The organism is Parcubacteria group bacterium (assembly GCA_041659505.1).
Classification (GTDB): Bacteria; Patescibacteriota; Minisyncoccia; order Moranbacterales; family UBA2206; genus UBA9630.
Window position 1 is genome coordinate 315,417 of the sequence record JBAZYF010000001.1, and the last position, 25,061, is coordinate 340,477.

Annotated in this window: 23 protein-coding genes, 5 tRNA genes and 1 pseudogene; all 29 read right to left on the reverse strand. The window is 39.7% G+C overall.

What is annotated here, in order from left to right; translation table 11 throughout:
- Positions 1–8: 8 nt before the first annotated feature.
- The 29 genes and pseudogenes from WC848_01345 to WC848_01485 all read right to left on the reverse strand — a co-directional run bounded on the left by WC848_01345 (position 9) and on the right by WC848_01485 (position 25,057).
- Positions 9–683: a hypothetical protein gene (locus tag WC848_01345; protein ID MFA5961312.1), complete on the reverse strand. Its 675-nt coding sequence runs from the start codon at positions 681–683 to the stop codon at positions 9–11.
- Positions 684–825: 142 nt separating this feature from the next.
- Entirely contained in the window at positions 826–2,304 is a 1,479-nt protein-coding gene (gene rpoD, locus WC848_01350) for an RNA polymerase sigma factor RpoD (protein MFA5961313.1), read from the reverse strand.
- A 35-nt stretch (positions 2,305–2,339) separates the two neighbouring features.
- Entirely contained in the window at positions 2,340–4,133 is a 1,794-nt protein-coding gene (gene dnaG / locus WC848_01355; GenBank protein MFA5961314.1) for a DNA primase, read from the reverse strand.
- A gap of 58 nt (positions 4,134–4,191) precedes the next feature.
- On the reverse strand, positions 4,192–4,989 hold the full coding sequence (locus WC848_01360; protein MFA5961315.1) for a sugar phosphate nucleotidyltransferase: 798 nt from the start codon (positions 4,987–4,989) through the stop codon (positions 4,192–4,194).
- An 8-nt stretch (positions 4,990–4,997) separates the two neighbouring features.
- Complete coding sequence (locus tag WC848_01365; protein ID MFA5961316.1) at positions 4,998–5,693, reverse strand: hypothetical protein; 696 nt, start codon at positions 5,691–5,693, stop codon at positions 4,998–5,000.
- A 113-nt stretch (positions 5,694–5,806) separates the two neighbouring features.
- Positions 5,807–6,202: a TspO/MBR family protein gene (locus WC848_01370; protein MFA5961317.1), complete on the reverse strand. Its 396-nt coding sequence runs from the start codon at positions 6,200–6,202 to the stop codon at positions 5,807–5,809.
- The gene (locus tag WC848_01375; protein ID MFA5961318.1) at positions 6,199–7,203 is read right to left on the reverse strand and encodes a virulence RhuM family protein; all 1,005 of its coding nucleotides are present in this window, start codon (positions 7,201–7,203) and stop codon (positions 6,199–6,201) included. The genes WC848_01370 and WC848_01375 overlap by 4 nt, the downstream gene beginning before the upstream one ends.
- A gap of 204 nt (positions 7,204–7,407) precedes the next feature.
- On the reverse strand, positions 7,408–10,095 hold the full coding sequence (locus WC848_01380; protein MFA5961319.1) for a hypothetical protein: 2,688 nt from the start codon (positions 10,093–10,095) through the stop codon (positions 7,408–7,410).
- A complete protein-coding gene (locus WC848_01385) occupies positions 10,079–10,828 on the reverse strand; it encodes a hypothetical protein (protein ID MFA5961320.1) in 750 nt (249 codons plus the stop codon). The genes WC848_01380 and WC848_01385 overlap by 17 nt, the downstream gene beginning before the upstream one ends.
- 23 nt (positions 10,829–10,851) lie before the next feature.
- The gene (locus WC848_01390) at positions 10,852–11,172 is read right to left on the reverse strand and encodes a type IIL restriction-modification enzyme MmeI (protein ID MFA5961321.1); all 321 of its coding nucleotides are present in this window, start codon (positions 11,170–11,172) and stop codon (positions 10,852–10,854) included.
- Positions 11,173–11,182: 10 nt separating this feature from the next.
- On the reverse strand, positions 11,183–11,362 hold the full coding sequence (locus WC848_01395) for a hypothetical protein (GenBank protein MFA5961322.1): 180 nt from the start codon (positions 11,360–11,362) through the stop codon (positions 11,183–11,185).
- Between the two features lie 211 nt (positions 11,363–11,573).
- A tRNA-Ser gene (locus WC848_01400) sits at positions 11,574–11,660 on the reverse strand.
- 26 nt (positions 11,661–11,686) lie between these two features.
- A tRNA-Arg gene (locus WC848_01405) sits at positions 11,687–11,760 on the reverse strand.
- A gap of 13 nt (positions 11,761–11,773) precedes the next feature.
- Positions 11,774–11,846: transfer RNA gene (locus tag WC848_01410), tRNA-Ala, on the reverse strand.
- 100 nt (positions 11,847–11,946) lie between these two features.
- Positions 11,947–12,441, reverse strand: a complete 495-nt coding sequence (locus tag WC848_01415) for a hypothetical protein (protein ID MFA5961323.1) — start codon at positions 12,439–12,441, stop codon at positions 11,947–11,949.
- Entirely contained in the window at positions 12,423–12,989 is a 567-nt protein-coding gene (locus WC848_01420; GenBank protein ID MFA5961324.1) for an RNA polymerase sigma factor, read from the reverse strand. Before WC848_01420 ends, WC848_01415 begins: the two co-directional genes overlap by 19 nt.
- A gap of 250 nt (positions 12,990–13,239) precedes the next feature.
- Complete coding sequence (locus WC848_01425) at positions 13,240–13,620, reverse strand: hypothetical protein (GenBank protein ID MFA5961325.1); 381 nt, start codon at positions 13,618–13,620, stop codon at positions 13,240–13,242.
- Positions 13,621–13,896: 276 nt separating this feature from the next.
- A complete protein-coding gene (locus WC848_01430) occupies positions 13,897–14,499 on the reverse strand; it encodes a DUF4340 domain-containing protein (GenBank protein ID MFA5961326.1) in 603 nt (200 codons plus the stop codon).
- Positions 14,500–14,531: 32 nt separating this feature from the next.
- The gene (locus WC848_01435; GenBank protein ID MFA5961327.1) at positions 14,532–16,838 is read right to left on the reverse strand and encodes a Gldg family protein; all 2,307 of its coding nucleotides are present in this window, start codon (positions 16,836–16,838) and stop codon (positions 14,532–14,534) included.
- Positions 16,839–17,047: 209 nt separating this feature from the next.
- Positions 17,048–17,971 carry an ATP-binding cassette domain-containing protein gene (locus tag WC848_01440; GenBank protein MFA5961328.1) on the reverse strand — a complete coding sequence of 308 codons (924 nt, stop codon included), beginning with the start codon at positions 17,969–17,971 and terminating at the stop codon, positions 17,048–17,050.
- A gap of 115 nt (positions 17,972–18,086) precedes the next feature.
- Positions 18,087–18,951: pseudogene (locus tag WC848_01445) on the reverse strand (bifunctional methionine sulfoxide reductase B/A protein).
- Positions 18,952–19,243: 292 nt separating this feature from the next.
- Positions 19,244–19,813, reverse strand: coding sequence for a hypothetical protein (locus WC848_01450; GenBank protein MFA5961329.1), 570 nt, complete (start codon positions 19,811–19,813; stop codon positions 19,244–19,246).
- A 72-nt stretch (positions 19,814–19,885) separates the two neighbouring features.
- Positions 19,886–20,863 (reverse strand): hypothetical protein, encoded by a 978-nt coding sequence (locus WC848_01455; protein MFA5961330.1) that lies wholly within the window; start codon positions 20,861–20,863, stop codon positions 19,886–19,888.
- Position 20,864: 1 nt separating this feature from the next.
- A tRNA-Cys gene (locus WC848_01460) sits at positions 20,865–20,938 on the reverse strand.
- 50 nt (positions 20,939–20,988) lie between these two features.
- Positions 20,989–21,076, reverse strand: a tRNA-Ser gene (locus tag WC848_01465).
- Between the two features lie 141 nt (positions 21,077–21,217).
- Positions 21,218–22,630, reverse strand: coding sequence for an ATP-binding protein (locus tag WC848_01470; GenBank protein ID MFA5961331.1), 1,413 nt, complete (start codon positions 22,628–22,630; stop codon positions 21,218–21,220).
- A 47-nt stretch (positions 22,631–22,677) separates the two neighbouring features.
- A complete protein-coding gene (pyk, locus tag WC848_01475; GenBank protein ID MFA5961332.1) occupies positions 22,678–24,141 on the reverse strand; it encodes a pyruvate kinase in 1,464 nt (487 codons plus the stop codon).
- A gap of 95 nt (positions 24,142–24,236) precedes the next feature.
- Positions 24,237–24,611, reverse strand: coding sequence for a DUF4870 domain-containing protein (locus tag WC848_01480; protein MFA5961333.1), 375 nt, complete (start codon positions 24,609–24,611; stop codon positions 24,237–24,239).
- Positions 24,612–24,679: 68 nt separating this feature from the next.
- Positions 24,680–25,057, reverse strand: coding sequence for a hypothetical protein (locus WC848_01485; GenBank protein MFA5961334.1), 378 nt, complete (start codon positions 25,055–25,057; stop codon positions 24,680–24,682).
- Between the last annotated feature and the right edge of the window lie 4 nt (positions 25,058–25,061).

The following is a 25,061-nucleotide window of genomic DNA, read 5'->3' on the forward strand; positions in this document are numbered from 1 at the left end:
AACTTTTTTTATTTTCTTATCACATACTCCCATTTAGTTCTGCCTTTATCAACAGCAGGTATTCTTTTTAAAACCTTCTTATTAGAAACAAACCCATTCCTTACTGTTGCGTCGATAACACGATCGTCATGAAATTTTACCTCTTCTCTCAGTTTTTTTGAAATTTCCTTAATCGTTTTTGGCGTGTTAAAAAACCCACCAACAACCAACTCCTGTATATCCTTGCCTATTCCTTTTGTAGAAATTCGCTTATTTTTGCTAGGCGAACTTTTTACTTTAATACCTTGCGCATCCCGTAATAAAAGATTATCCAAGAAAAATTCAATTTTATGTGGCATAACTTGATAGACACCCCTTTCTATTTTTTTTGCAAAACCAGATCTTACAATTTTCGAAAGTCTAGACCCCGTCGCCTGCGTTCTTTCTTGGATTATTTTTTGTATTTCTGAAAGCGTTGCGCTTGACTGTATCCCGCTATCAAAATTATGAGCTATGAACCGAACCACCAAACAAAGTTTTATTTTTTCATCAGACGGGAGCTCATTATTTTCTATCAAAATCTGCCCGTTCTTGGCGATTTTTGCATATTTTAAAGCCTTTTCTGCATACTTTTTCACTTTTTCTTTTGTATATTCATTCTCATCAACAATGAACATATTTTCTATCTCTTTTTCATTTGTCATAAAAGTTTAATTGTTTTTAATTAAATAACGCCTATATTATACATCTATGTTTATTTCTTGTCAATTATTAAAATTTTTATTATATGTAATATGAAAAAAAACAGCCTTCTACGGGCTGTTTTTCCTTGTATGTCTTGTACTCCTAATAATCCCTCAGCTTCTTGATCGTCTTATGATCCCGGATCTTTTCCAACGCCTTGGCTTCGATTTGCCGGATGCGTTCGCGGGTGACGCCAAACTCTTGGCCGACTTCTTCGAGCGTGTGGGTCACGCCGTCTTCGAGGCCAAACCGGATTTTCAAAATCTTTTGTTCGCGCGGAGTCAGATCTTTCAAGATTTCTTCGACATGTTCCTTGAGCATTTTTCTTGATGCCAACTGATTAGGCATGACAGTTTCTGTGTCTTCCACGAAATCGCCCAAAACTGAATCATCATCACTGTCTCCCACTGTCGTTTCCAAAGAAACCGTTTCTTGGGAAATCTTTTGGATGTGACGGATCTTTTCCACTTCCACGCCCATTTCCACCGCAATCTCTTCCGGCAACGGTTCGCGTCCCAAGTCCTGGACAAGCCGTCTTGTGATTTGGGTATATTTATTGATCGTCTCCACCATATGCACGGGAATTCTGATTGTTCTGGATTGGTCAGCCAATGCGCGCGTCACCGCTTGGCGGATCCACCAAGTAGCATAGGTGGAAAATTTGTAGCCTTTGCGATAATCAAATTTTTCGACTGCGCGGAAAAGTCCGATGTTCCCTTCTTGGATCAGATCAAGCAGTGACAGATTGTGCGAACGGCCGACATATTTTTTAGCGATACTCACAACAAGACGCAAGTTAGCTTCTGTCATTCTTTGTTTGGCAGCTAGATCGTCTTTTTCTATTCTTTTTGCGAGAGCAACTTCTTCGGCCGTGGAAAGTAATTCCACCCGTCCGATTTCGCGCAGGTACATCTGAACCAAATCCGATGAAACATCATCGGAAATTCCGGCAGCCAAATTATCCTTGCGCGTCGACTTGCCTTTTTTGTTCGGTTTTTCACTTTCAAAATCTTCGGAAATCTTATCCGTCTCGAACTTGATCATCTCGTCTGAACTGATTACTTTGATGCTGCTTTTTTCTAATTGATCATAGAGCTCTTCCAGTTTTTCAATGTCGCGTTCTGCATCAGGAAAGGCATGTAAAATTTCATCTTCGGTGATGAAGCCACGTTGCTTGGAACGATAGACCAGATCTTCAATCTGGTTTTTTTTCTTCGTCTCTGTTTCAACTTTTTTTTCACTCAGCACTTTTTTTTGCTTGCTTTCTTTCTTGGGTTTTTCAGCTGTTTTCGGCTTGTTCTTGGGCTTGATCTTGATCGTAAAACGCCCGGCAGTCTTTTTGGAGGTCGGTTTTTTTTCATCTTTGCGCTTCAAAACTACTGGCTTTTTTGCCGGATTTTTAGATACTTTTTTAGGCGTCTTTTTCTTTTCGGTCTTGACTTTGACCGGTTTTGATTTCTTTTTCAAGGGCATAGTTTTCTTTCCACCAGCTGGCGGATTAATTTTCTTAATTTGTTTCTTTTGTTTATTTTTTTTAGGCAAACTTTTTTTTATTTTAAACGGTCCTTTTTTCTTGGCCATAAAAATTAAAAGTTTAAAAATTTATCTATAAAAATTTACTCCGTGAGTATTTTTTCAAACTCTCCTCTCAAAAATTTAAGTGCTGCTTGGTCGCCATTCTTTTCAGCCAACTCCAGATCCTTTGTAATCTGCAACAGTTTCGTCTTCTTAATCTCTTTTTTCAACTCTGCCAAAATCTCCCCAAACTCCTTGGGAAATTCTTCCGGCAGCACTTCTTCTAATGTATTTTTCAGTCCCAAGCGGAACTTCTTGCGAAAAAAAAGCTTTTCGGCGTAGAGTTTTTGCTCCCGCGAAAGCACACTAAGCAGATTGTTGAAATCAAAGTCAAGCTCCATTCCCCGCGATAGCATGATGCCGAGCAACTCAAGGCGCGAAAAATAGGAATGGTATTCATTTTTTTCTGACAGCTCCTCCCAGATCACTCCGGAAACGAGCACCAAGCCGGCCAGCTCTTCAAGCAATATATCTATTTTTTGCCGGTCGTCGATTGGGACAGACGCGACAGCTTGAGTTCTAACGCTCGCCGATATTCTACTCACCAGCTTAGCCTTTTTTAGCTCTGCCGTCAATGCCTGCTCTGAAATATCCAAACCTTGCGCCAGTTTTTTGATCCAATGACTTTTCTCAACTTCACTCGAAAGACTTGCAACCATCTCCAACAGCGCCTCACTGATCTTTTTTTTGCCCTCCGCCCGGCTGCGATCAAACGAAGAAAAAGCTTTGTCATAGAGATATTCCATCGCGCTTTTGGCTTTTTCGATCGCTTGACGTAATTTCTCCGGATTGTTTTTCGCCACATCAGCCGCATCTTTTCCAAACGGCAACTCCACAATTTGGACAGTGATATTTTTTTCCAGCGCCAACTTGATACTTTTTTTCGTTGCCGCTTCGCCGGCCGCGTCCATATCAAACAGCATCTTGAGATTTTTTGTGTAGCGTTTCAAAGTATCGAGTTGTGTCGGGGTAAGCGCCGTTCCGGAGACTGCCACCACATTTTTGATCCCTGCTTGACTTGCTGCAATCACATCCATATTCCCTTCGACGAGCAACGCAAAATCTTTCTGTTTGATCTCACTTTTGGCCTTATCAATTCCGTAGAGCGCTTTACTTTTGTGATAGACTTCTGTTTCCGGCGAATTGACATATTTCGCTTGCGACTCGTCTCCGCCAGGGGCGACGCGGGCGCTATAGCCCAAAACTTTGCCGGAATAATCACTGATGGGGAAAATGATTCGGTCACGAAAGCGATCATAAAATTTCACGTTGGCCGTCTGCATTTCATCTTTGCGCACTAAAAGGCCAGTCTTTTCAATTTCCAAAATATCATAACCGCGCTTGGTCAAAAATTCTAACATGTTGCGCCAACCATTGGGCGCATAACCCAAACGAAAAAGTTTGATTGATTCTTCAGTCAGTCCCCGCTCTTTCAGATAGTTCACAATTTTTTCTTTGCCCGCCCCTTTCCAAAGTTGGATCTCATAAAATTTCGTCGCCAGTTCCAAAATTTCCAGTGTGCGATTTTTTTTCTCAACCGTGCCAGGAGCGACTTTCTTCAACTCCACTCCCGCCTTTTCCGCCAGCTGTTTCAAAGCGTCACGAAATTCCAAACCTTCAATTTCCATCACAAAGGAAAAAATATCTCCGCCTTTTTGACAACCAAAACAATGCCAGATCTGCTTGTCCTCACTGATCATAAAAGACGGGCTTTTCTCATTATGAAAAGGACAGAGCGCCCGATAATTGGTCCCTGTCTTCGTCAAACGCAGATATTCACCCAAAACATCCACAATATTCAGGCGGTTTTTGATCTCTTCGAGGTCTGTTCCCATAGCCTAATGCTACTATACTACGAGAAAATATGCAAAAAAGGTGCGATTTTCGGGAAATTTAGCTCAATTTCTTTTTGGCAATTGTTTTTAGCTCTCGATTAAACTGGGCAATTGCTTCATCGATGGCTGGGTCGAAGTGTTTATAGATTTCTTTTTTCTTCACGACCAAGCTTGCTTCCAAAAGCGAATCGTAGGTTCCCGCATCAAGCCAGGCGCCACGGATCTTTTCCACTTTCAACTCCCCCATTTTCATATAGCGTTTATTGATATCAGTGATTTCAATTTCTCCCCGCACGGAGGGCTTCAAACTCTTGGCAATTTTTACCACTTGATTGTCATAGACATAAAAGCCTGTGACAGCGAAATCACTTTTTGGTTTTTTGGGTTTTTCCTCGATGGAAATCGCTTTATCATCTCCATCGAATTCCACCACGCCAAAGCGTTCCGGATCAGTTACTTTTTTAGCAAAGACTAATCCGCCTTTTCCAAATTTTTTAATTTTAGCACTCAAGTCATCTTCAAAAATATTATCCCCCAGAGCCATCGCTACAGAGTCGTCGCCGATGAAAGTTTCACCAAGGATAAACGCATCAGCGAGACCTTTGGGAATTTTTTGCACGCGAAATTCTAGATGAATTCCTACGCCTTCAAAAATCGAACCCAAAAGATTGATGAATTGCCCAGAGTGTTCTGGCGCCACAATAATGAGGATTTCCTTGATGCCGGCTTTAATGAGCACGTTTAGGGGATAGAAGATCATCTGCCGATCATAGACCGGAAGGAGTTGTTTGGAAGTAGTCGCGGTGAGCGGAAACAGCCGCGTCGCCGTTCCACCGGCTAAAATTATACCTTTCATATGCTTTATTATTTATTGCAATTCGCAAGACAGGCCGCTTTTGCTTCAGCGGGAAGACTGCCGCACATCTGGCAAACATCGGTCGGTTTTTGACTACCTGCTTTTGGCAGATTGTTGAGCATCTGAGAAAAATCATTGAATTGGATATCGGCAGGAAGGACAAATTTAGAAGCGTCCACGTTCCACTTCTGGCAATTATAATCAACTTTATCATTCAAATCTATGTTTCTTCGACCCTCTTCGTTCGGTTTGATGTTTGTATCGACTGGACTGTTTTTTTGGACATCTTCCGCCATTTTTTCCACTTCGCTAGTTTTCATTTTCGTACCCATCTTGGACATCGAATTCCATTGATAGATCCACTCCCCATCGTTCAGGAGATAGCTCTTAATCTCTCCTAGTTCTACTTGGGTTGTAGAAAAATCTTGAAAAAACTTATCTCCACTGACATAGACCGTACCGGACACTTTCCCTGATTCGTCAGTCGAGGACCAGGCGCATTGCATATTAGACCCTTTGGCCAAAAGATCCTTGATCGATCCGGAGAATAGTCCGCCGGTATCATCCTTCTTTTCCGTCTGGACATCGGTTGGATTTTCTCCCGCAGGCTTAGTTTTTTCTCCGGATTCCTGGGCCTGATTGCCACAACCAGAGAGTAAAAAAACTGCCAACAACGCCCCGGCCAAAACAAAGTGTTTTTTCATTTGATTTAAGTTTTAAAAAATTATGCTTCCATCTTAGCACTATTTGACCATTTTTCAAAATCCCTCCCTCGTTAGCGCAAGATTAATCTTTCCAGCTATTATAGGCTCACGGGTTATCGATTGAGATACGTAATGGTCAGCTGCAAAACAGTGGCAAAAGTTACCCAGAGCAAATAGGGAATATTGACATAAGTGATCCAGCGCGCGTGCGGATAAATCGCCATGAGCGCCCAAATAAGTGTCCCAAGGACGAGCAAAATATCGACAGCAGCCAGCAGATTATTTTTAAGCCCGAACTGCAACGGCGTGAAAGCAAGGTTGAAAATCAGATTAAGCACGAACGGCAAAGCGATAATCCAGGAAATTTCTTTTTTGAAAACCAGCCAAAAAACTTTACCGAACGAAACCGCAATGACAGCATAAAGAAAAGTCCAGACAGGACCAAACAGCCAAGCCGGCGGAGACCAGGAGGGCTTAATTAGTTGCGAATACCAATTGTAGTTATTCATAGGTTTTTTATTTTTTTCTTCACCTTTTTATCGAGCAATTTAATATTTTCTAAATATGCCTTTTCGACTGGCGAAAGAGTTTTGGCCTGAAATTTCCTGTATTCTTTGATGGCCTTTTCGGTAGCTTGTTCATTGCTAACTTTCCCAGCATTTTGTAACACACCCTTGCCATAATTTTTAACAAATTTATCTAATTCCGCCACCCAATCAACCATACGCATTTTTTGTTTTTCTCGGGCTTTTATTTCAGCCAAATCAAAGAATGCCGAAACCATGCGGTTGAGCCGAAACAATTCGTCTTCGGTAAGATAGTTTTTTGCCACTGTAACTTCAGATAATATTGGCAATACTCCAGCAAAAGTGGTCAGTCCCATAAAATCTTTTTTGGCATCGGCTCTTTCGGCGATTGTTTCCGCGGCGGTGTACTGATTGGTCGCATAATGAAGTTTGTTTTGCACCACCTTAAAAAATGCAATTGATTCAGAACCATGAGGATCATAATCAATGCTCGTAGCATACAAATCCAACACCTGACGATAAAGAGCTTTTTCACTGCTTCGAATATCACGGATGCGATCAAGCAATTCTTTCCAATAATCTCCCCCGCCGGTCCCCTTGAGCCTCTCATCGTCAATCACAAAACCTTTAACAATATACTCTCTTAATTTTTGCGTCGCCCAAATGCGGAATTGTGTACCGCGTGATGATTTCACGCGATAGCCAACGGAAATAATTACATCAAGATTATAGTTTTTTACAAGGTAATTTTTGCCATCAGAAGCAGTTGTCGAGTATTCCTCGGTAACTGAACTTTCCCCTAGCTCAGCCTCTTTGAAGATATTTTTTAGGTGCAAGCTAATATTATCGACACTGCAATCAAAAAGCTCCGCCATTTGCTTTTGCGAAAGCCAAACGGTCTCGTCTTTCATCCGCACCTCAATCTTAGTCTCGCCGTCTGCGGTGTTATAGATAATTATTTGGTTTTGGATTGCTTTTTTCATATTTTTTTATTACTGAATTTATTCAGGAATTATTTATAGCCATTAACTCACTTTGTCCAGAAACCGATGTCGGTGCCGAGAAGGAATACGAGAATAGCAAAAAGAATTTTTATTTTTTTATTTTCTGGATGAAGTAGTACTTGTTTATTTTTTGCAAGTTTGCGCCATTAACTTTTTTATTTAATAAGTTGATTTATTATGTAATTATCGTGCCTCAAACTCAATTTTTCTCAACTGAATCATTTCATCTTCTCTTTTTCTCTCTTCTTCCGCTTTTTCTTTGAATTTTTCAATCATTCTTAAGGCAAATTTTTTAACCCATCCTTCATTTTTATTAACATAATCTTCTAATAATTTGACTTTTTCTTTATAAGCCTCGGAAAAACCGTGTACCCCCATAACTGTTCCCGTTGAATACATAACGGACTCGACTCTATCTAAGACTTCCTTATCGGTGGTTTTTTTCACAATTTCAAAGCAAATTTCAAACGGTGGAACATTGACAGTTCTCAAGATATCAATTGCATTGTTAAAACTTTTTTTGTCTCCTCGATTAATAATATTTTTTAAAACATCTGCAAAAGATAAATTCATTTTTTCAATAAATTCACCTAATTCCCAATTATACACGCTCCAGTCTTTTGTCATTTTTTCGGACCATTCAGAAACATATTCAAGATACCCATTTTTTTGATCCTCACTGATATATTTTATCAAATCATCATTGAAATGATACGGAATCGCGTTATATCGCCTGTCTTTAAATTTTTTCTTCGGATTTTCTTTATCGGCCTTCTGAATTCTTTTTAAAAACACCTCCATCAATTGGTCGAAATATTTTTCACCAATACCTAAGAGAATATTTTGCGCGCTATGATCCAGATCACTCAATTCCACTAGCCTCTTTAAAATATAATTCCTCAAGCCATTACTCCAATTTGAGATATGCGCCATTCGCTTGCTATTCATAAAATCCAACTCCCTGACATATAAACTCAGTAATTCTTGGTTGCTTTCCATTTCTTCAATTATTAATTTCTCTATTGCAATAGGATTTTTTTCGAATATTTGCAAAAGTCCAGAAAATAAAGAGGAGTGCAATAATAATTTATTAGTTCCTTTCGCCCTCAAAAATTTATATTTTCCTTTGCCCACTATGGATTTCCTTAGTAAATCTATGTCGCTTTGCCTGACAACTTTTTTTATATCTTTTGCATCAATATACATTAAAGAAACGAATGCTGTGGAAAGCAAGTCGGATGATTTAATTTCAATTATTTTCTCGACATATCTATCCCAAAGTATAACATTGTTTTTTCGCCTAAAACCAGACAGAAAATAATCAACGAAGTTAATGAGTGGTTTTTTATTTTTAAATGCGTCATCTAATAACATTTCGGCAATCATTGGCTTTTCTTCGGCAATTCTTTGCATAAAATTGTTAAACCCCTGAAGCGTCCACCCCTCAATAACATTTTTATATTTTGCAATATTATCCAAAGTTTCAATCCATCCATTAACATTGTCGTCATTTATTTTTTTAAGAGAATCATCAATTTTATCATCCTTCTTTTTTTGCCAAGCCTCATAACCTCCTTCATGATAAACAACATCGCCAATAAGCATTCTGTATAGCCCGTAGAATTCATCTTCTCTGATCTTTTTTGTTATGTTTTCAATCTTTTTCTTATCAATAAATTCATCCCCTTTCGACATCCAATACAGCCTATTCTCAATTTCAAGAATAATTGGTGCTTCGGCTATAATACTGCTTTTTTTATCGAAAATTACTTTTTCATAAAATCCTACAATATAATTCAAATCATCCGCAACAAACTTTCTTCCTTTTTCATCAATACTAGAGTGAACTCTGGAAGCGTTTTCAAGAACATTAAGTAAACTGATTTTTTCTTTTATATCCTCACTGTGATTAAAAGTTTCCATAATTAAATTAATGGAGTCAACTCTTATCTTTTTCAGGTAATCGGTCGGAGATAACGGACCTGATTTAAAGACCATCTTATTCGCCTCGACCATTTCTGTTCCCTCAAACTCAAATTGCAAAAACTCACCCACTACTAGATTTATAATTTCTAAATATTTATCCCGCTTTTTTTCTTTCCACCCCAAGATAATGTCTAAAATTTTTCTTTGTGTCGTGTAACCGATATTTTTCAGAGCGAAGTAATTATATTTGGTAAGATTTTTTATAGCATCTTTTGATTTTTCAGAAATCTTTCCGTCTATTTTTAGATCAATCAAAATCTCAAAAACATCTTCTGTCTTTATATATTTAATGTAGCTTAATAATTCAACGCATTTCAAAACAAGATCTTCATAATTCTTGCCATCATATGTTCCAAATTTAGTTTTATATTTTTTGACTCTGTTTGTTTTCTTGTTTTTAATAATATCCCTGACAATATCCAACGCAATTTCCGGAACTTTATATATAAATTCTTCCAGCAATTCTAATTTTTGAAAAATTTCATCATTATTTTTATTCTTCATTACCTCCATTTTCATTTTTAGCGACGTACTACTTAAAAATGAATTTGAAATGTCACTATCAATTTTTAGCAGTTTTGAAAAAGCCCTTTTCTTTTCTTCATGATTAAACAACTTTAAAATTTCTTCAATTTTTATAAAACGGAAAAACATAGTCCCTGCTTCTTTGCTATATTTCACAGTAAAAATATCTCTTTCTTTTGAAACCAAGTCCATTTTTAATAAATCTTCTAGATATTTTTTTTGAAAATCTACAGTAACCCCGATAATATTTTCAATCTTTTCCATAATTCCACTCTCGGTTTGCATATCTAAATGTCCCAATAAACTGATTATTGAGTAAAAATTATTTAATTTTTTTGGAATATTATTTTTTTTCATCATTTTTTGAAATATATTTGAATTGTTCTTTTATATTTTCTGCTTCGTTTATCCTCTCTTGATTTAATAATTCATGTTCCTTTTTTAGCTTGTTGGTGCTTGGATCATTAATAATTCTACCCACATCCTCTCCATTATAATTTCTTCGACTATTAACTTCTATAAATTCTCGTCTTAAGTCATTAATAATATCATCTTTACTTGCTAAATTATTAGGCATTTGTTCGTTGCTGTACATTTTTTCCCAAATAGCAGGATACAAAGCAATGCATTTTTTTAATGATAAGCTTCCCGGTGACCACCATAAAATTTGAGATTGACCAAGTCCCAAATTATTTATTTTTGGTATTGTGTCTAACAACCATTTATCCTGTTCTTTATATTTTGAAACTACACAATAGCAAGTTGGTCCAGTTTGACCCATTACCAACATGTCGATAATTTTGTCAGCTAGCTCTTTTTTATAAATTTTTTTTCCATACTTTCCTCTCAACTCATGACTCTTGCATTCAAACCACCAATCATACAGGACTCCATTATGTCTCCATTTTGCAGTTATATCCCTTCCGTTCTGATCTCCTGCTTGCTGAATACATGGCTCTAATATAAACGTGCTTAATAAAAAACATTCTTTAATAAATATCTTTAAAAATTCACAAAATATTTTTTCAAACTTTGTTCCCTGTGCTTGAGAATTTTTATTTTTTTTAGTTTTAGTGAGATTACTTTTTGGCATTTTTTCATGAACTTGAATATTTTTTATACAACCCGAATAAAAGTTCCACCCTCTCCGCTGAAGAATTGAAGGGGGTTTTTGCCATAGGCGTTGTCCAAACTTCTTCCTTTGGACTTATGTTCAACCAAAAGCATCCCCGACCAAAACAAATCAACAAAACCTTGATTTCCTCCGTATTTTTTCACATGCACTTCAAATTGCGCCAAACGCCTCCGAGTCAATCCAAGCACATTGAAAAATCCATCCCAAAAAGATTTGGCTTCCGCGTCTTCCGAGCCTTCATCTTCCCATTCTTTGGAAAATTCAATCGCTCTTGATTTTATTTCATTCCATGATAGTGGCATAAAATTATTCTTATTTCTTCCAATCCTTAACCAATACCCCTCCCCGAACACGTTTCACTACGACCTTTTGTTTGTCCTTCCAGCCAAGCTCGCGGACGACTTCGATGGGCAGAGTGAGACCGATGGATTTTCCGCCACCGGATTTGGTTAATTTTCTGATATTACTTTCTTCTGCTTTTCGCCTTGGCATATGTTTTGATTTATTACTGAATTAGTTCCTGAATTTATCCTAATTCTACAACAAATCATAGCTTTAGTAAAACAGGCTTTTTCACCAAAAAACCCGCGAATGAGCGGGGTGCTTTAAATTGCTTGGTAATAATTTAGTAAAACAAAGGTCGCCTTCGCGTACCTTCTGGCGGACTGCGTCACGCCGAAGGTCCGCTACGGCGAATCAATAGCGGAAGGAGAGGGATTTGAACCCTCGATGCCCGTTAAGGCATGCCGCATTTCGAGTGCGGTACTTTCAACCACTCAGCCATCCTTCCAAGACTATCCTGAACTGAAAATTTTGTGTTCTCAGGGGGGTTCGAACCTCCGACCTCAGGTTCCGGAAACCTGCGCTCTATCCAACTGAGCTATGAGAACTGAAAAACTTTTGTGGACTTGAGGAGAGTCGAACTCCTGACCCCTACAATGCGAATGTAGTGCTCTACCAACTGAGCTACAAGCCCGAAATTAAGCATATTATCAATCTAGCACGCCTAATCGGTTTTGTGTAGTCTGGCACGCGGAAAGACGTGGCAGTGCCACGTCTCTACAAGCATGCCCAATCTAATTCCTGCCACAACCATGGCAGTTTGCGCCGGGACCAAAATTGCCGCCTGGGGTGATATTTTTCATCATCCCCCGCATCGGTCCTTGCTGTAGCCAGACATTATCCAGCCCGGTCATATCAATAACGATTCCTGTAGCAATAATTGCCAGGACAAAACCCAAGATCAAAAACCAAAAATTCTTCTTATAGGAAAAATCAAATTTGCGCATTAAAACTACGCCGATTATTAATGCTAAAATTGCGACCAGCGGAACCCAGAGCGGAAAACTGGTGAGCAATTGTTCTAGGCGAAATTGCCCCATCGGTCCGTGCGTACGAAACATAAAGCGCATCAGGCTGACTAAAAAAATTGCTGTGACGCTTGACGCAACCAATCCAGTGAAAACAAAGATTGATCCAAGGATAAAATAAATCCGGGGGCGCATCTTGATTTGACCTTTGTTAATTTTTTCCATCACGGCGCTGGAAATATTTACTGATTCTTTTGGCATACTTTTTTCATTAATAATTTTGCGCGACTGATCCTAGTTGCCACTGTCCCCTGCGGTAGCTTTAAGATATCACCGATCTCTTCGTAGGATTTTTCTTCGATGCAATATAGCGCTAGCGGCTCGGAATAAGCCAGCGGGAGTTTGGCTAAACATTTTTCCACCGCGGCGACAATTTCTTTTTGCGAATAATCTTTTTCCAAATCTTCCACGCTTTCAAAATCAAACTCTGGAAGCATCGGCAGTTCTTTTTGATATTTTTTCAAAACATTGAGCGCCTCGTTGTGCACGATGCGATAGATCCAGCTGGAAAATTTTTTCTTGAGATTAAACCCATTAAGATTAACAAAGGCGCTGATAAAAGCTTCCTGCACAACATCTTTGGCGCGGTGCTCATCTTTAACTAAATTATTAGCATAGCGCAAAAGCTTGGATTGATACCGCTCCATCAAGTACGCATAAAATTCCTGATTTTCCAATCGAACTTTTTCCACAATCTCTTCATCGGTCAGTTTTTCAAAAGCGTTATTTTTGACAGCTTTATTTTGCATAATCTGATTATAGCAGAACTTACGCATTCGCTCGAGTCAGCCGCATTTTCTAAAAAAATCTTGTCTGAGAATGCCTTTTTTCTTCAAAATTTTCCATTGGTTGCCGTCGATTGAGGGAAAATTTTGAAAAGAAAAAAGAGCGTTCGAGTTATTTTTTTAGAAAATACGGCTGTGAGGTGAAATGTATAAGTTCTAAAAATATTAAGCTCCAGCAGAACTGGAGCTTAAATATAACTTGCCTCGTCAACGCTTAGCGATTTTGGCAATTCCCCATTCCCCTGCCGGCACCAGTACCATTTTTCAGTCCCAGTCCAAGTTCTGCGCGAATTTTTTGCGCTCCGGCTAAATCACCACTTTCTGCTAAACGATGCGCTTCGGCAAATCTCGCAAAATTGCTTTCATTCACAACTTGCATCGCTCGACCGCGTCCCGCCATCAGACTTTTCCAAGCATTGTAATCATTATTTTTAAATGCTTCTAGCATTGCTTCGTGTCGCTCCTCCGAATAGTTAGGTCCCTTAACATTTGGATCGCCCTCGTATGCCTGCGAGCTATTAGCAAACGCCACTGCACCACCCAAAATAATTGCTAGCGCGCCTAATCCTATGATTGTTTTTTTCGTATTATTCATATAATTTTATTTGTTTAGGACTTACGCATTTGGCTGGGAAAAGTTCGCATGGTAATCTTTTTTAGCATCCTCAGGCTTTTGGTAAACCAGAGAGGGAAAACCAAGTTGCGGTAACCGTGCTTTCAGAATTTTTTCCAGGCAAATGCGTAAGTCCTATATTAGATTAATTAAGTTTATCGACCCTTCTAATATTAATACAATCTGAGATGCGTTTTTCTTTCACTTGCAAAAAAGCGCCCTTTTGAGGCGCTTTTAGACAAGTTAATCAGAAAAAAACTAAATGCTAGAAGATTTTGAGGTAGGAGTGGTTTTGGTTGGCGCATTGTTGGTAGGTGCGGTCTTGTCCGCACTTGCATCAGGAGCGGATTTTTGCCATTTGGTTGCGTCCCAAGTCAGTTTGTCTCGCAGGGCGCTTTCCACCAGATAGGTGTTTTTGATTCCGTCTTTTCGCATATAAAACTGGTTAGGCACACTGCTGGCTTTTCCCACTAGGAAAATATTGTCTTGGCCGTTTTTTGTGATGATCAGTTGAATAGCACTTGCACTGTCAACGCCAAATTTAGCTTGATTAGTTTCGGTTTGAGAAACCATTTCTCCGACTTTAAGACCCTTGAGTTCCGTAAAAAAGTCAGCCACTTTTTGAGCGTCTGCTTCATCATTGCCAATCAGCCATTTTCCGTCCTGGAAAGAAAGCGTTTTTTCCGCACTGGCATTTTTAATCACAATTTTCCCCACAGAACTTTCCGAGAAATCCGAAAAATTAAGACTGATATTTTTGGGCGCGCTGGCATCCTTGTTCCCATTAATCATCCGACCGACAAAAGGCAGGGCAACAATCACGGCCATGACAATAAAAACGCCTGTTAAAATTTTTAGCATTTGATTATTCATAGTAAAAATAGGTTAATGATTTAAGCTTCATAGACATCGTTTTTCCTTTTCTTTCGCCTCCAGAGACGCAGTGTGCCATAGCCGGAAACAGCGAGGAATACGAAAGCCAAGTTTCCGAATTTGATCAAATTGGGATCATCGCTATTGTCAAAAACCAATTTTCGCTCATCCAAATTTTTGATCTTTATATTCCCCAGCGAACTCTCTTGTCCGAGCCAAGAAAAAGTATCCAGCGCAAAAGACAGATTGGCTTGGCCATTTTGCAAAAACTGATCAGAAATGAAATTAGAACTACCGACAACAATCACGTGCGACTGATTTTTATCTCCCGCTTTTGGTGCGAGGGCTAGAGCCAGTACCTTTTGCCCGAGTCCGCTCTGGCTGAATTTCTGGTTCGGTGTGATGTTAAATTGAGCCGATTGCGTCCCGCCATAAGCCGAGGAACTAAATAGATCAACCGCATCCCAACCCTTCCCATCAATCACGCCACTATCCGCAGTCAAAGAACTGCTCCAAGGCAAAAGAATATTTTCCAGCTTAGTGGCAATCGGCAAAGAATTTTTATCCCTAATGGCTTGAATCCAAAATGGATAGGGCAAAACAACCCGAGATTGTCCCGCTCCTCCAAAGCCAACCGCTTGATTGGATTTTAGATCATACACAAGATCTTTCCCCACTTCAACGCCCGTCTGTTCTTTAACAAAATCAGCCAGACTCTTTTCATTCACCGCCACACTCATATTCTCAGGAGAAATTGTCGTTCCATCAATCATAAAAAAGACGCTTCCGCCATTGGCGATGAAATCTGCCACGGCTTTTTTTTCTTCATCGGAAAAATCCTGTGTCGGTCCGGCAATCACCAGCACCTTAAGACCTGTTGGGATAGAAAAACTTTTGACCGGCGCGGGAGTACTCGTCGCGCTTTTGGTTTTATTCGCAGTTGTAGTGTCTTTGCTTGATGCGGCTGGTTCTGCTCCCGCCACCGCAACTGGTACAATTTCAAATTGCTTGGCTAATTCTTTTTGTAAAATTGTATAGTCACTAGCCAGCGCCTTCTCGCCATGCCCGGAAACAAATCCGACTTTCGGTTTATTCTCCGCCGTCAATTCTTTGATAAAACTGGTCAGTTGGTATTCCAGATCATTGACATTCTGCACAAAAGGGATGCTCTCGTGCTTTCCGCCATAAGAAACCGCCAGACCCAAGTAACCCTCATTGACTTGAAACTGCTCCTGAGAAACTACATTGAATTGCATCGGAGTTACGCCAAGAGACGCCGCTTCCTTGGCAATTGCAGTGTCGCCCGACGGATTTTTATCGCTGACGTGAATATTGCCTTTGGAAAAAGCCTGATAGTCAGCCAAGATATCTTTCGTTTCTCGCAAGACTGGTTGCAACTGAGCCGGCAATTTATCGGAAGCATACAGCGTGACATTGACCACGTCCGGCAAATTCCCAGCGATGCCCCGCGTCGTGTCAGACAGTGTATAAATTTTTTCCTCAGTCAGATCAAGCCGCCCAGGAATATTTACTCCGATAATATTCGAGAGGACAAAAATTCCCGCAAGCAAACTCACTGCTAATTTGATATTGCGAAATGCGGACTTTCGGTTGCCATATTTATTTTTCACAAGTCCGAGATAGGCCAGACCAAGAAAAACCGCTGAGAGCGAAACGAAATACCACAGATCGCGCAAATCAATCACCCCGCGTGCCATTGAATTGAAATGGGTGGAAAGCGAAAGTTGTTCAAAAAAAGGCGCAAGCTCAAATGGCAATCTGGCGGTCATCAATTCCGTGCCGGAAATGATCAGAAAAAAACTGGCAATGATCGTTATGAGAAAAGCGGAAATCTGACTGGAAAAAAGACCGGAAATGACAATTCCAAGACTCGCGAGAACCGACACAGCAAAAATACTGGCTAAATATTGACTGAAGATTTGTCCCCAATCGAGATTACCAAATTTGCCCAAACTCCAGGCGAGCGGAAAAATGAAAAGAAGGGTCAGGGCAAAAAAAATCACGATGCTCAAAAATTTTCCGATAATTAGCTGTGCTTGTTGCAAAGGATGAGTGAGCAAAAATTCCAAAGTGCCTTCACTTTTTTCCTCTGCGAGCGTTCCCATCGTAAGCGCCGGCACGATGATAAGCAATATCCAAGGCAAGATATCAAACAGCCCGCGCAGAGAAGCTTCGCCGACCAAAAAAACATTACGAAAAAAGAGAAATTCCCAGAGGAATAAAAAGGCCAGAATAATGATGTAGGCGGTCGGATTGTTAAAATAGTTCCGCAGTTCTTTTTTGATAATCGTTAGAATGTTTTTCATACTGTTAAATAATAGTTAATAACATTTAAGCTTTGCTCTTGGTTGCTAGTAGGGCTTACACAATCGCCAAAAAGTTGTTCGCACGTTCAACTTTTTTAGCATCCCAGGGCTTTTGGTAAACCAGCAAGGGAAAGCCAAAATGAGGAAACCGTGCTTTTGAGAATGACTTTTTGGCGATTGTGTAAGTCAGTTTGCCTAACAAAATAAAACTAGGATTTAGTCAACACTTGGAAAATTTCTTCCAGTTTCTGTTCTTCTTCATGCAAATTCCAAACGATCCAATGATTTTCCCAGGTCAGCTTGGCAATATCTTTTTGCGCCGTATGCCCTTCTTCCAAAATCAACTTGCCTTCGATACGCTCATTTTCTTTTTTAGTAACTTCCAGTTTTTTCAAATGCGCCAAAACACTGAGCCGCGCTTCAATTTCCCGGCCTTCCAGTTCGAAATTCAACACTTTTTCTTTTTGAGACAAGCGGGAAAGATCATCAGCTGTTCCATCGGCGACCAATTTTCCTTGGCTGATGATCAGGAGCCGACTGCAAACAGCCGAAGCCTCTTGCATCACGTGAGTGCTAAGAATGATGGTGTGCTCTTTAGCTAAATCTTTGATCAACTGACGAATTTCTGCGCGCTGATTCGGATCCAAGCCTTCCGTCGGCTCGTCCATGATGATAATCTGCGGTTTGTGGATCAGTGCCGCCGCAATCCCCACCCGTTGCTTATAACCCTTAGAGAGCTCCCCAATCGGACGATGGAATACTTTTTCAATCCCGACCGCCTTCACAACAAACTCAAACGCTTCCGCTTTTTTCTCCGCCGCAATCTGATGCAGACTAGCGGCTAGATCCAGAAATTCCGCCACTTGCATATTTTTGTAGAGCGGATTGTTTTCCGGCAAGTACCCGATCTTTTTTTGCGCCGCGATTGAGTCTTTTTCGATATCCACTCCGTCAATCAAAATCTTACCTTTGTCCGAAGAGAGAAAACCGGTCAGCATCCGCATCGTCGTCGTCTTGCCGGCGCCGTTGGGTCCGAGAAATCCCAACACTTCGCCAGAATGAATCTCGAAGGACAAATTATCTACCGCTTTCACACTACCAAATTTCTTGGTCAGATTCTCGACTTTGATCATAGGTTTGTTTTTGACTGATTATTGATTTAAAAAAGTTGGCGTTCGGAAGACCAGACCACCAACTCTTATTTTATAAAACTGAGTTTTCTTGTCAAGTAAGGCCAGTTTGACAAATTCAAAAACGCTTCTGTCGGATATGGCAATAGGGTTCGTGTCCATTTTTGGCATAATATTTTTGGTGATAGCTTTCTGCCTCCCAAAAAGTTCCAGCCTTTTCCAGTTTCGTCACCACGACATACCCTTTTACCTTGAGCAAACCGATCAGTTTTTCTGCAATGGATTTTTGCTCAGCATCCACGTAAAAAACAGCTGAACGATATTGCTCGCCGATGTCCGGTCCCTGGCGATTAAGTTCAGTCGGGTCATGAATTTCGAAAAATAGCCGTGTCAACTGTTCATAGCTTGTCAGCGAGCTATCAAAAGTAACCTCTAGAGTTTCTGCATGACCGGTTTTTTTGGCTGAAACTTCCTCATAGGTCGGATTCTCCTTGAATCCGCCCATATAACCGACTTTAGTCAAAATGACTCCGGGCAGATTTTGGAAATAGTACTCCACACCCCAAAAGCAACCGCCGGCGAAATAGGCTTTTTGAATTTTGTTGTTATTATTTTTCATCTGGTTTAAATTTAAGCGAAATTGAATTGACACAATGGCGTGTATCTTTCTCGGTCAATTTTTCTCCAAAGAAGATATGCCCGAGATGCGCCCCACAATTCGCACAAACAATTTCTGTCCGCATTCCGTCCTTGTCCGGAATTCTCTTCACAGACTTTGGCAACTCCGCGTCAAAACTGGGCCAACCGCAACCGGAATCAAATTTGTCATCCGAACGATAAAGCGGAGCACCACACCGCCGACAAACAAATGTACCCCGAGCTTTGAAATTATTATACTCACCGGAAAACGGCGCTTCCGTGCCTTTGTGGACAATGATGCGCTCTTCTTCGGAAGAAAGTTGGTTGAATTTTTTAGCTTTCATATTATTGAATTATACATTATGTATACGATAAAAGCTCCAAAATCGATGCTGAATTGTTTTTATTTGAAGGTAGATATAAAAAAAGACCAATCACATATTGGTGGTCTTTTTTTACAGAGGCGCTCTTGAAAGCTTTGAAGTGGCAAATTCTGCCTTCATATGGCTTTGGCGGACTGCGTCAGCCGTGGGCTTCAGCATGGCGAAAGCGGAGAGTATGGGACGAAATTAGAACATACGTTTCAGTATGCAATTAAGGTAAAACAAGAATTTAGCCTCCATTTCTCCTCCTTTCTTATTTTTTTCTCTTATATTCCTGTGCCGCCAGCTCTCTGGCTGATTTTCTATCTTTGGGCAGTTCAATTCCATGTGCCTTAATCATATCTTCCAACAACATCTTTCTCGTTTCATATTCCGTAATTGCATATTTTTTTCTATATCTTATATCTTTAAATTTACAGTGAAAAATTTTATTTCTTATAGCATTAATTTCTCTATAAAAACTAGCGCCCTTGATTAATTTTTTATTTTCGGAAAAATATTTTTTCAGTAATTTTTCATAGATATTAATTTTTTGTGTAAATGTCAGCTCTTCAAAAGCATACTCCATCATTCCATTGACTTGCGGCGTAACAACGATTGCTCCTCTTTTTATGAAATCTGCACATACTTTCTCGATATTTTTTTCACAAAAAAATATTAACATTGAAACAAAATTGATCGCCTTATAATCAGCCTCGTCTATTCCAATACTTTTGCTAAAAAATTCAATAATCTCAGCTTCGAATTTATCATTAAGTTGAGCTTCTATTGCAAGGCTATCACGAGCTTTTTCCGATAATTTTTCCAGGCTACTTTTTGCCATTTGATTTGTGAACAGACATCATCCCCCTAGCTTTACTCCTTACAATTTTTTTTGAACGAAGTTAGAATTTATTTAATCAACAACCCTAATTCTATTGAAGTTTTTCCCCTTAAGCCCATCTATCTTAATTTCTTCCCATTCGTAGCGAGTCGACGCAAGTTGTGACGGTGATAAGATAATTTCTTTATACGAATCATCACTTCTTTTCAGTGCGCCCACTCCAACCCAAAATTTTGCTATAGACGATTTTGTTGTTCCTACTGAGATAGTCGTTCCTGACGGCAATGGTTGTGTGAAAGCCAGAATCTTATCTGATCGAAAATGGTAATTCGCCATGCGTTTCGTGGCCATGTAGGCGCCATGGAGTTGCCATACTTTTTCACGCCAGCTAGGATCTTTTTCTTGCTCGGGAGTTATCTTGACGTTTAATTCCACCATAGCTCTTTGTGAATCAGTGAGAGCGGGTAGTTTTCCGGCAAATTTCTGCTTAAGCTCTGAAAGGTTTCGTTCCAATATTTCATTGAACTCTTCAGAAGAGGAAAATTGGGAGCTGACCGGCGTAATTGTCATCTTAAGATTCGAAGGCTGGTAAGCCTTAAGGAAATTTATAACTTCCTGAAATGATTCTACATACCTTTCGACATCACTTATCGGGATATTATCAAGTTTTGGGACAATAGAATCATCAACAAAAAAGTCAAACCAAACACCAGGCTCGTAAATATCACATATGCCTTTTGCCCAGTTTGTATAATACATGAGAGAAAATAGTTCCGCCCAATCGGCATAGGGTGATTCTTCTAACCGCCAAAGCTTATAGGCGCCGTGAAGAAAAGTAATATTGATTGGTTTATTCTCAGCTATCAGGAGAGAAATAGCCTTATTGCAATGGTCTATTAATTCTTCGTTCGCCGCGTATTTTCTAAATTTTTTAGACAAAAGCAGCCGTAAAATCTCAGCCTCAATAGAGTGAGCATCTTTTATCTTGGCTATGCTATTTGCTTCTCTTAGTTTGTTTAATTGTGCTTCAAAAAATTCTTGTGGTGTCATGAGATGTGGGCAGGATTTGAACCTGCGTATTTTGCTCTGCAAGCAAATGCCTAAGCCAAGCTCGGCCACCACACCGGAAACAATTTAAATAGTCAAATAGTGCCATGTTGAAAAAACAAGAAAACTGGCGGAAGAGGGGGGATTCGAACCCCCGGTACCTTGCGGCACACACGCTTTCCAAGCGTGCCGTTTAAACCACTCACGCACCCTTCCAAGAAAATCCTACTTAAACAAGACTCCAAATAACCACCCCACCCTATTTATTTGCCCATAATTGTATTTATAATAATTTAAGTGAATAATGCCACTTCTTCCCGATTCTAAGCGCTTTTTACTAATTGCCTCTAAAAGCCTCTAGAAAGCCAATTCATAATATGTGTTTACTGAAGCACCCTTTGTAATAAAAATCTCGCAATCTCGCAATTTCTTTAAATCACTATTTATCGTAGCTCGCGGTGTTCCCCTGAGTATTTTTTGACAATCCTGAATAGTAAGCCGACTCTTCAATAACAATACGTCAATTAATTTCACCTGTCTATCATTAAGATTGCGATATTTTTCTCCTAAAAGTATTGCTTCAAAACTATTAACTGAGTTTCTAAATAAGGGTGATGGCAAATTCCATTCTTGCATTTTTTTAATCACAATATTAATGCCTCTTCCATATTCTTCCAAATATTTGAGATCCTTAAGTCTCGCAGCGATCATTGAGTTGCGACTAAACTGCGCTTCTTTGATGTTTTCCACAGTGACACCAGGAGGAAGAGAGCCGGGATTTGCAATTTCAATTCTATCTTTAAATATTCTAATTTGGTTACAAGTTTCAATAATTTTGTAGTCACGATGGATAATAGCATTTGCGATTAATTCACGAATTCCCTCTTCTGGATATTCGTATTTCTCTACTCGCTTTGTTCCAATTATAACCGCTTTTTTGGAAATATTCTTAAGAACAAACTTATATGAATCATCAATTAGCATGTCAAGTGTTCCTTTTATATCAGCAGAATCAATGATTTCCGATGACGGATCGCTTCCCGCATATCGCACACAACGAATAACATATCTATCATAAGGACTCTTGTTCTGTGGGATACTATTAGCAAAAATCAAATAGCCACCAATCGTTGGGCTATATGCGCCGTCAAAGCGAGTAATGATACCAAGATTTTCAAGAGTGATATCGCTAACTTCGTGACTAGCGCCTCGTTGAGTTTCCAGCTCACTCTGCGCAAGAAGATCTACCACCTTGTCAACAGAAAGCTCTTCTTTATTAACACCCCTAGCTTCAGAACGATCAAACTGAAACTCTTTTGAAGTTGCGACATATGTTCGAAATTCGTTATCAGTAATTCTACGACTAGTATTTCCCTCTCTAATATAGGCTCCGTTTGGTAGCCCAACTGGCTTAAAATAACATGGCATATAGTCTTTTGGACATTCAGGAATGTAAACTGCCAAAATTATTTTATCCTTGATTTTAATCACATGATATTCTGGTCGCAAGACAAAACTCATTTTATCATTAAAATATTCCGTAAGTTTTGTTTGCATAAGATCTAAATTCATGCAACCAGTAATTTCATTTTTTTCTTGACTGACACCAAAAACAACTAATCCTCCGCCGCGACGATTAGAAAAAGCCGAGATTGTTCTCCAAATATCATTCGGGATATTTTTACTAGCTGTTTTAAATTCTAGATCGGAAAGTTCCGATGCTATCTCTAGCCCATATTTTACTTTCTTGATAATATCCTTCTCTGTCATACTTAGCTTTCTTTAAAGCAAGAGATTTTTTTAATTATTCTCCCTTATTAATTTATCTCTCTTATCCCCACCAACCGCATCTTCTCTCCTCCAGGAATCCTGCCGAGAACTACCACCACCTTATCCCCCGCCTCGATCTTTTTCTCGCTTTTCAACCTTTCAATCATCGTTTCGATAAGTTGCTCCTTGTCCACATTCTCCAGAAGGTAGCTTTCTACCCCCCAGACCATTGAAAGTTGATTATAGACCTTTTCGCTCATTGTGGCAACATAATTGTTTTGCATCGGACGGAAATGAGAAATAAGCCTTCCCGTCAGCCCTGAAACCGTAATGGCGACAATAGCCTTAGCCTTTGAGTCTCTGGCTAGGTTATAGGCGCTTTCGATAATGGCGACATAGTCCTGATCTTTGTCATCACTCGGCGTGGCGCACTGCAAATCATCAAAACGGGAATCTTCCGTGTCTGTTATGATTTGGCTCATCGTCGCTACTGCTTTTTGGGGAAATTTTCCGTTGGCCGATTCACCCGAGAGCATCACGGCATCAGTGTGGTCAATGACGGCATTGGACACATCAGAAACTTCCGCCCGCGTCGGGATCGGATTTTGGATCATTGATTCGAGCATCTGCGTCGCCACAATCACCGGTCGCACCGCCTTGATGCATTTAGCGATAATTTCTTTTTGATAGATGACCACTTTTGTCTCATCCATTTCAATCCCCAAATCTCCGCGCGCCACCATAATCACGTCAGTCGCGGAAATTATTTCATCAATATTTTTGATCGCTTCTTTTCTTTCAATCTTAGCTACAATTTGTGGAAGATTGTCCTCACGTCCCAGAAGTTTACGCATTTTTTCCCGCGTCTCTTCGATTTCTTTTCCATTAGACACAAAAGACAAAGCAATAAAATCCACTTCTCGGCTCATTGCGTAAGCCAGATCCTCTTCATCCTTTTTGGTCACTGCGCCAATTTTGAGCTTTGAATCAGGCACATTCACCCCCTTGTGATTTTTAATCACTCCGCCATTAATCACTTCTGCTACGAGTGATTTTCCATCTTTTTCAACTACCACTAAGCGCTTTAGTCCATCCTCGATTAAAATATTTTCTCCAATATTTATATCATTAACAATCTCCGGCCAATCGAGCATTATTTTTTTATTGGAAATTTGGTCATTTGATATTGATTTGAAATTGGAAATTTGAAATTTGAAATTATCCCCTACCGACACATCTGAAATCCAAATGCACTCTCCATTGTTAATTTCCACATCCTCACTCACGACCGTTCGTATTCGTGGCCCTTGTAGATCAACCATAATTCCCACCGGCACACCCAACTCTTGAGAAAGTTCCCGCACCATCGTGATCACCTTACCATTGGAGTCATAGGTTCCATGAGAAAAATTGATCCGGCAAACATTCAGGCCGGCCAAAATTAATTCTTTCAATACTTCTTTCGAATCAGAGGCTGGTCCGATTGTCGCTACTATCTTAGTTTTTTTCATAATATTTTAGTTTATTGTTTATCTACTCTATATTGGCACAACAAACAAAAACAGACAACCCCGAGAGGTTTGTCTGTTTTTTGAAACTTAGAAGTCTATTTGATCAATTCAAATCCGCCAATAATCGGTAATTTTTTCATCTCTCCCTTGGCAGAATTAATGATGCCCATAATCGCCAAAACTATGATCAAAATTGAGCCCAGTGGCAAAATAATAAACCAACCCAGAAACGGAATAATTGTTCCCACTACATTTACTGCAATGGCCGCCAAGAGCAGATTGAGCTGTTGGTTGGCATGAAACTTAGCAAACGGACTGTTTTTGGCATCTGATACTAACGGGATAAAAAACAAAATTGGGATTATGTATCCAACGATCGCCATCGCTTTATTTTTCTCCGCATCTTCCTTATTCACTTGTGGAGCGACTGTAGGAGCTTGCCCGCCAGCCTCATTTTTTTGTTCGTCCATATTTTTATTATTATATTACTTATGAATTACTTGCCCCTATTCTAGCATAACCCCAAATATCCGCAAGCTTAAGCGACGCCAGAAAGCTCCCGCAAAATTTCTTCTGGAATAGGATTCTTCTGCGGACTCACCCCCGGATACCGCCACGCACTAATAATTTTCAAAGGATTTTTTTCCAAAATTTTACATTTTGATTTTTGCATTTTACATTTTCTTTGGTACATCACCCAAACCTCATGCTTCCAAACTTCCTTGCCACTCACAATTTTTGGCGAAACTGGCTTCATGACAGCAATCGTCTTTTCCACAATCCCCTCCTCTTTTCTTTTGGGACTATTGATCACTCCCAAGATTTTTTGCTCGCTAAGGCCATAAAACCGCATCTTGAATTTCACGTGCTCGGTCCAACAGTAACGGCTGGTGTTTTTGGGGGATTTTGTAATCATACTG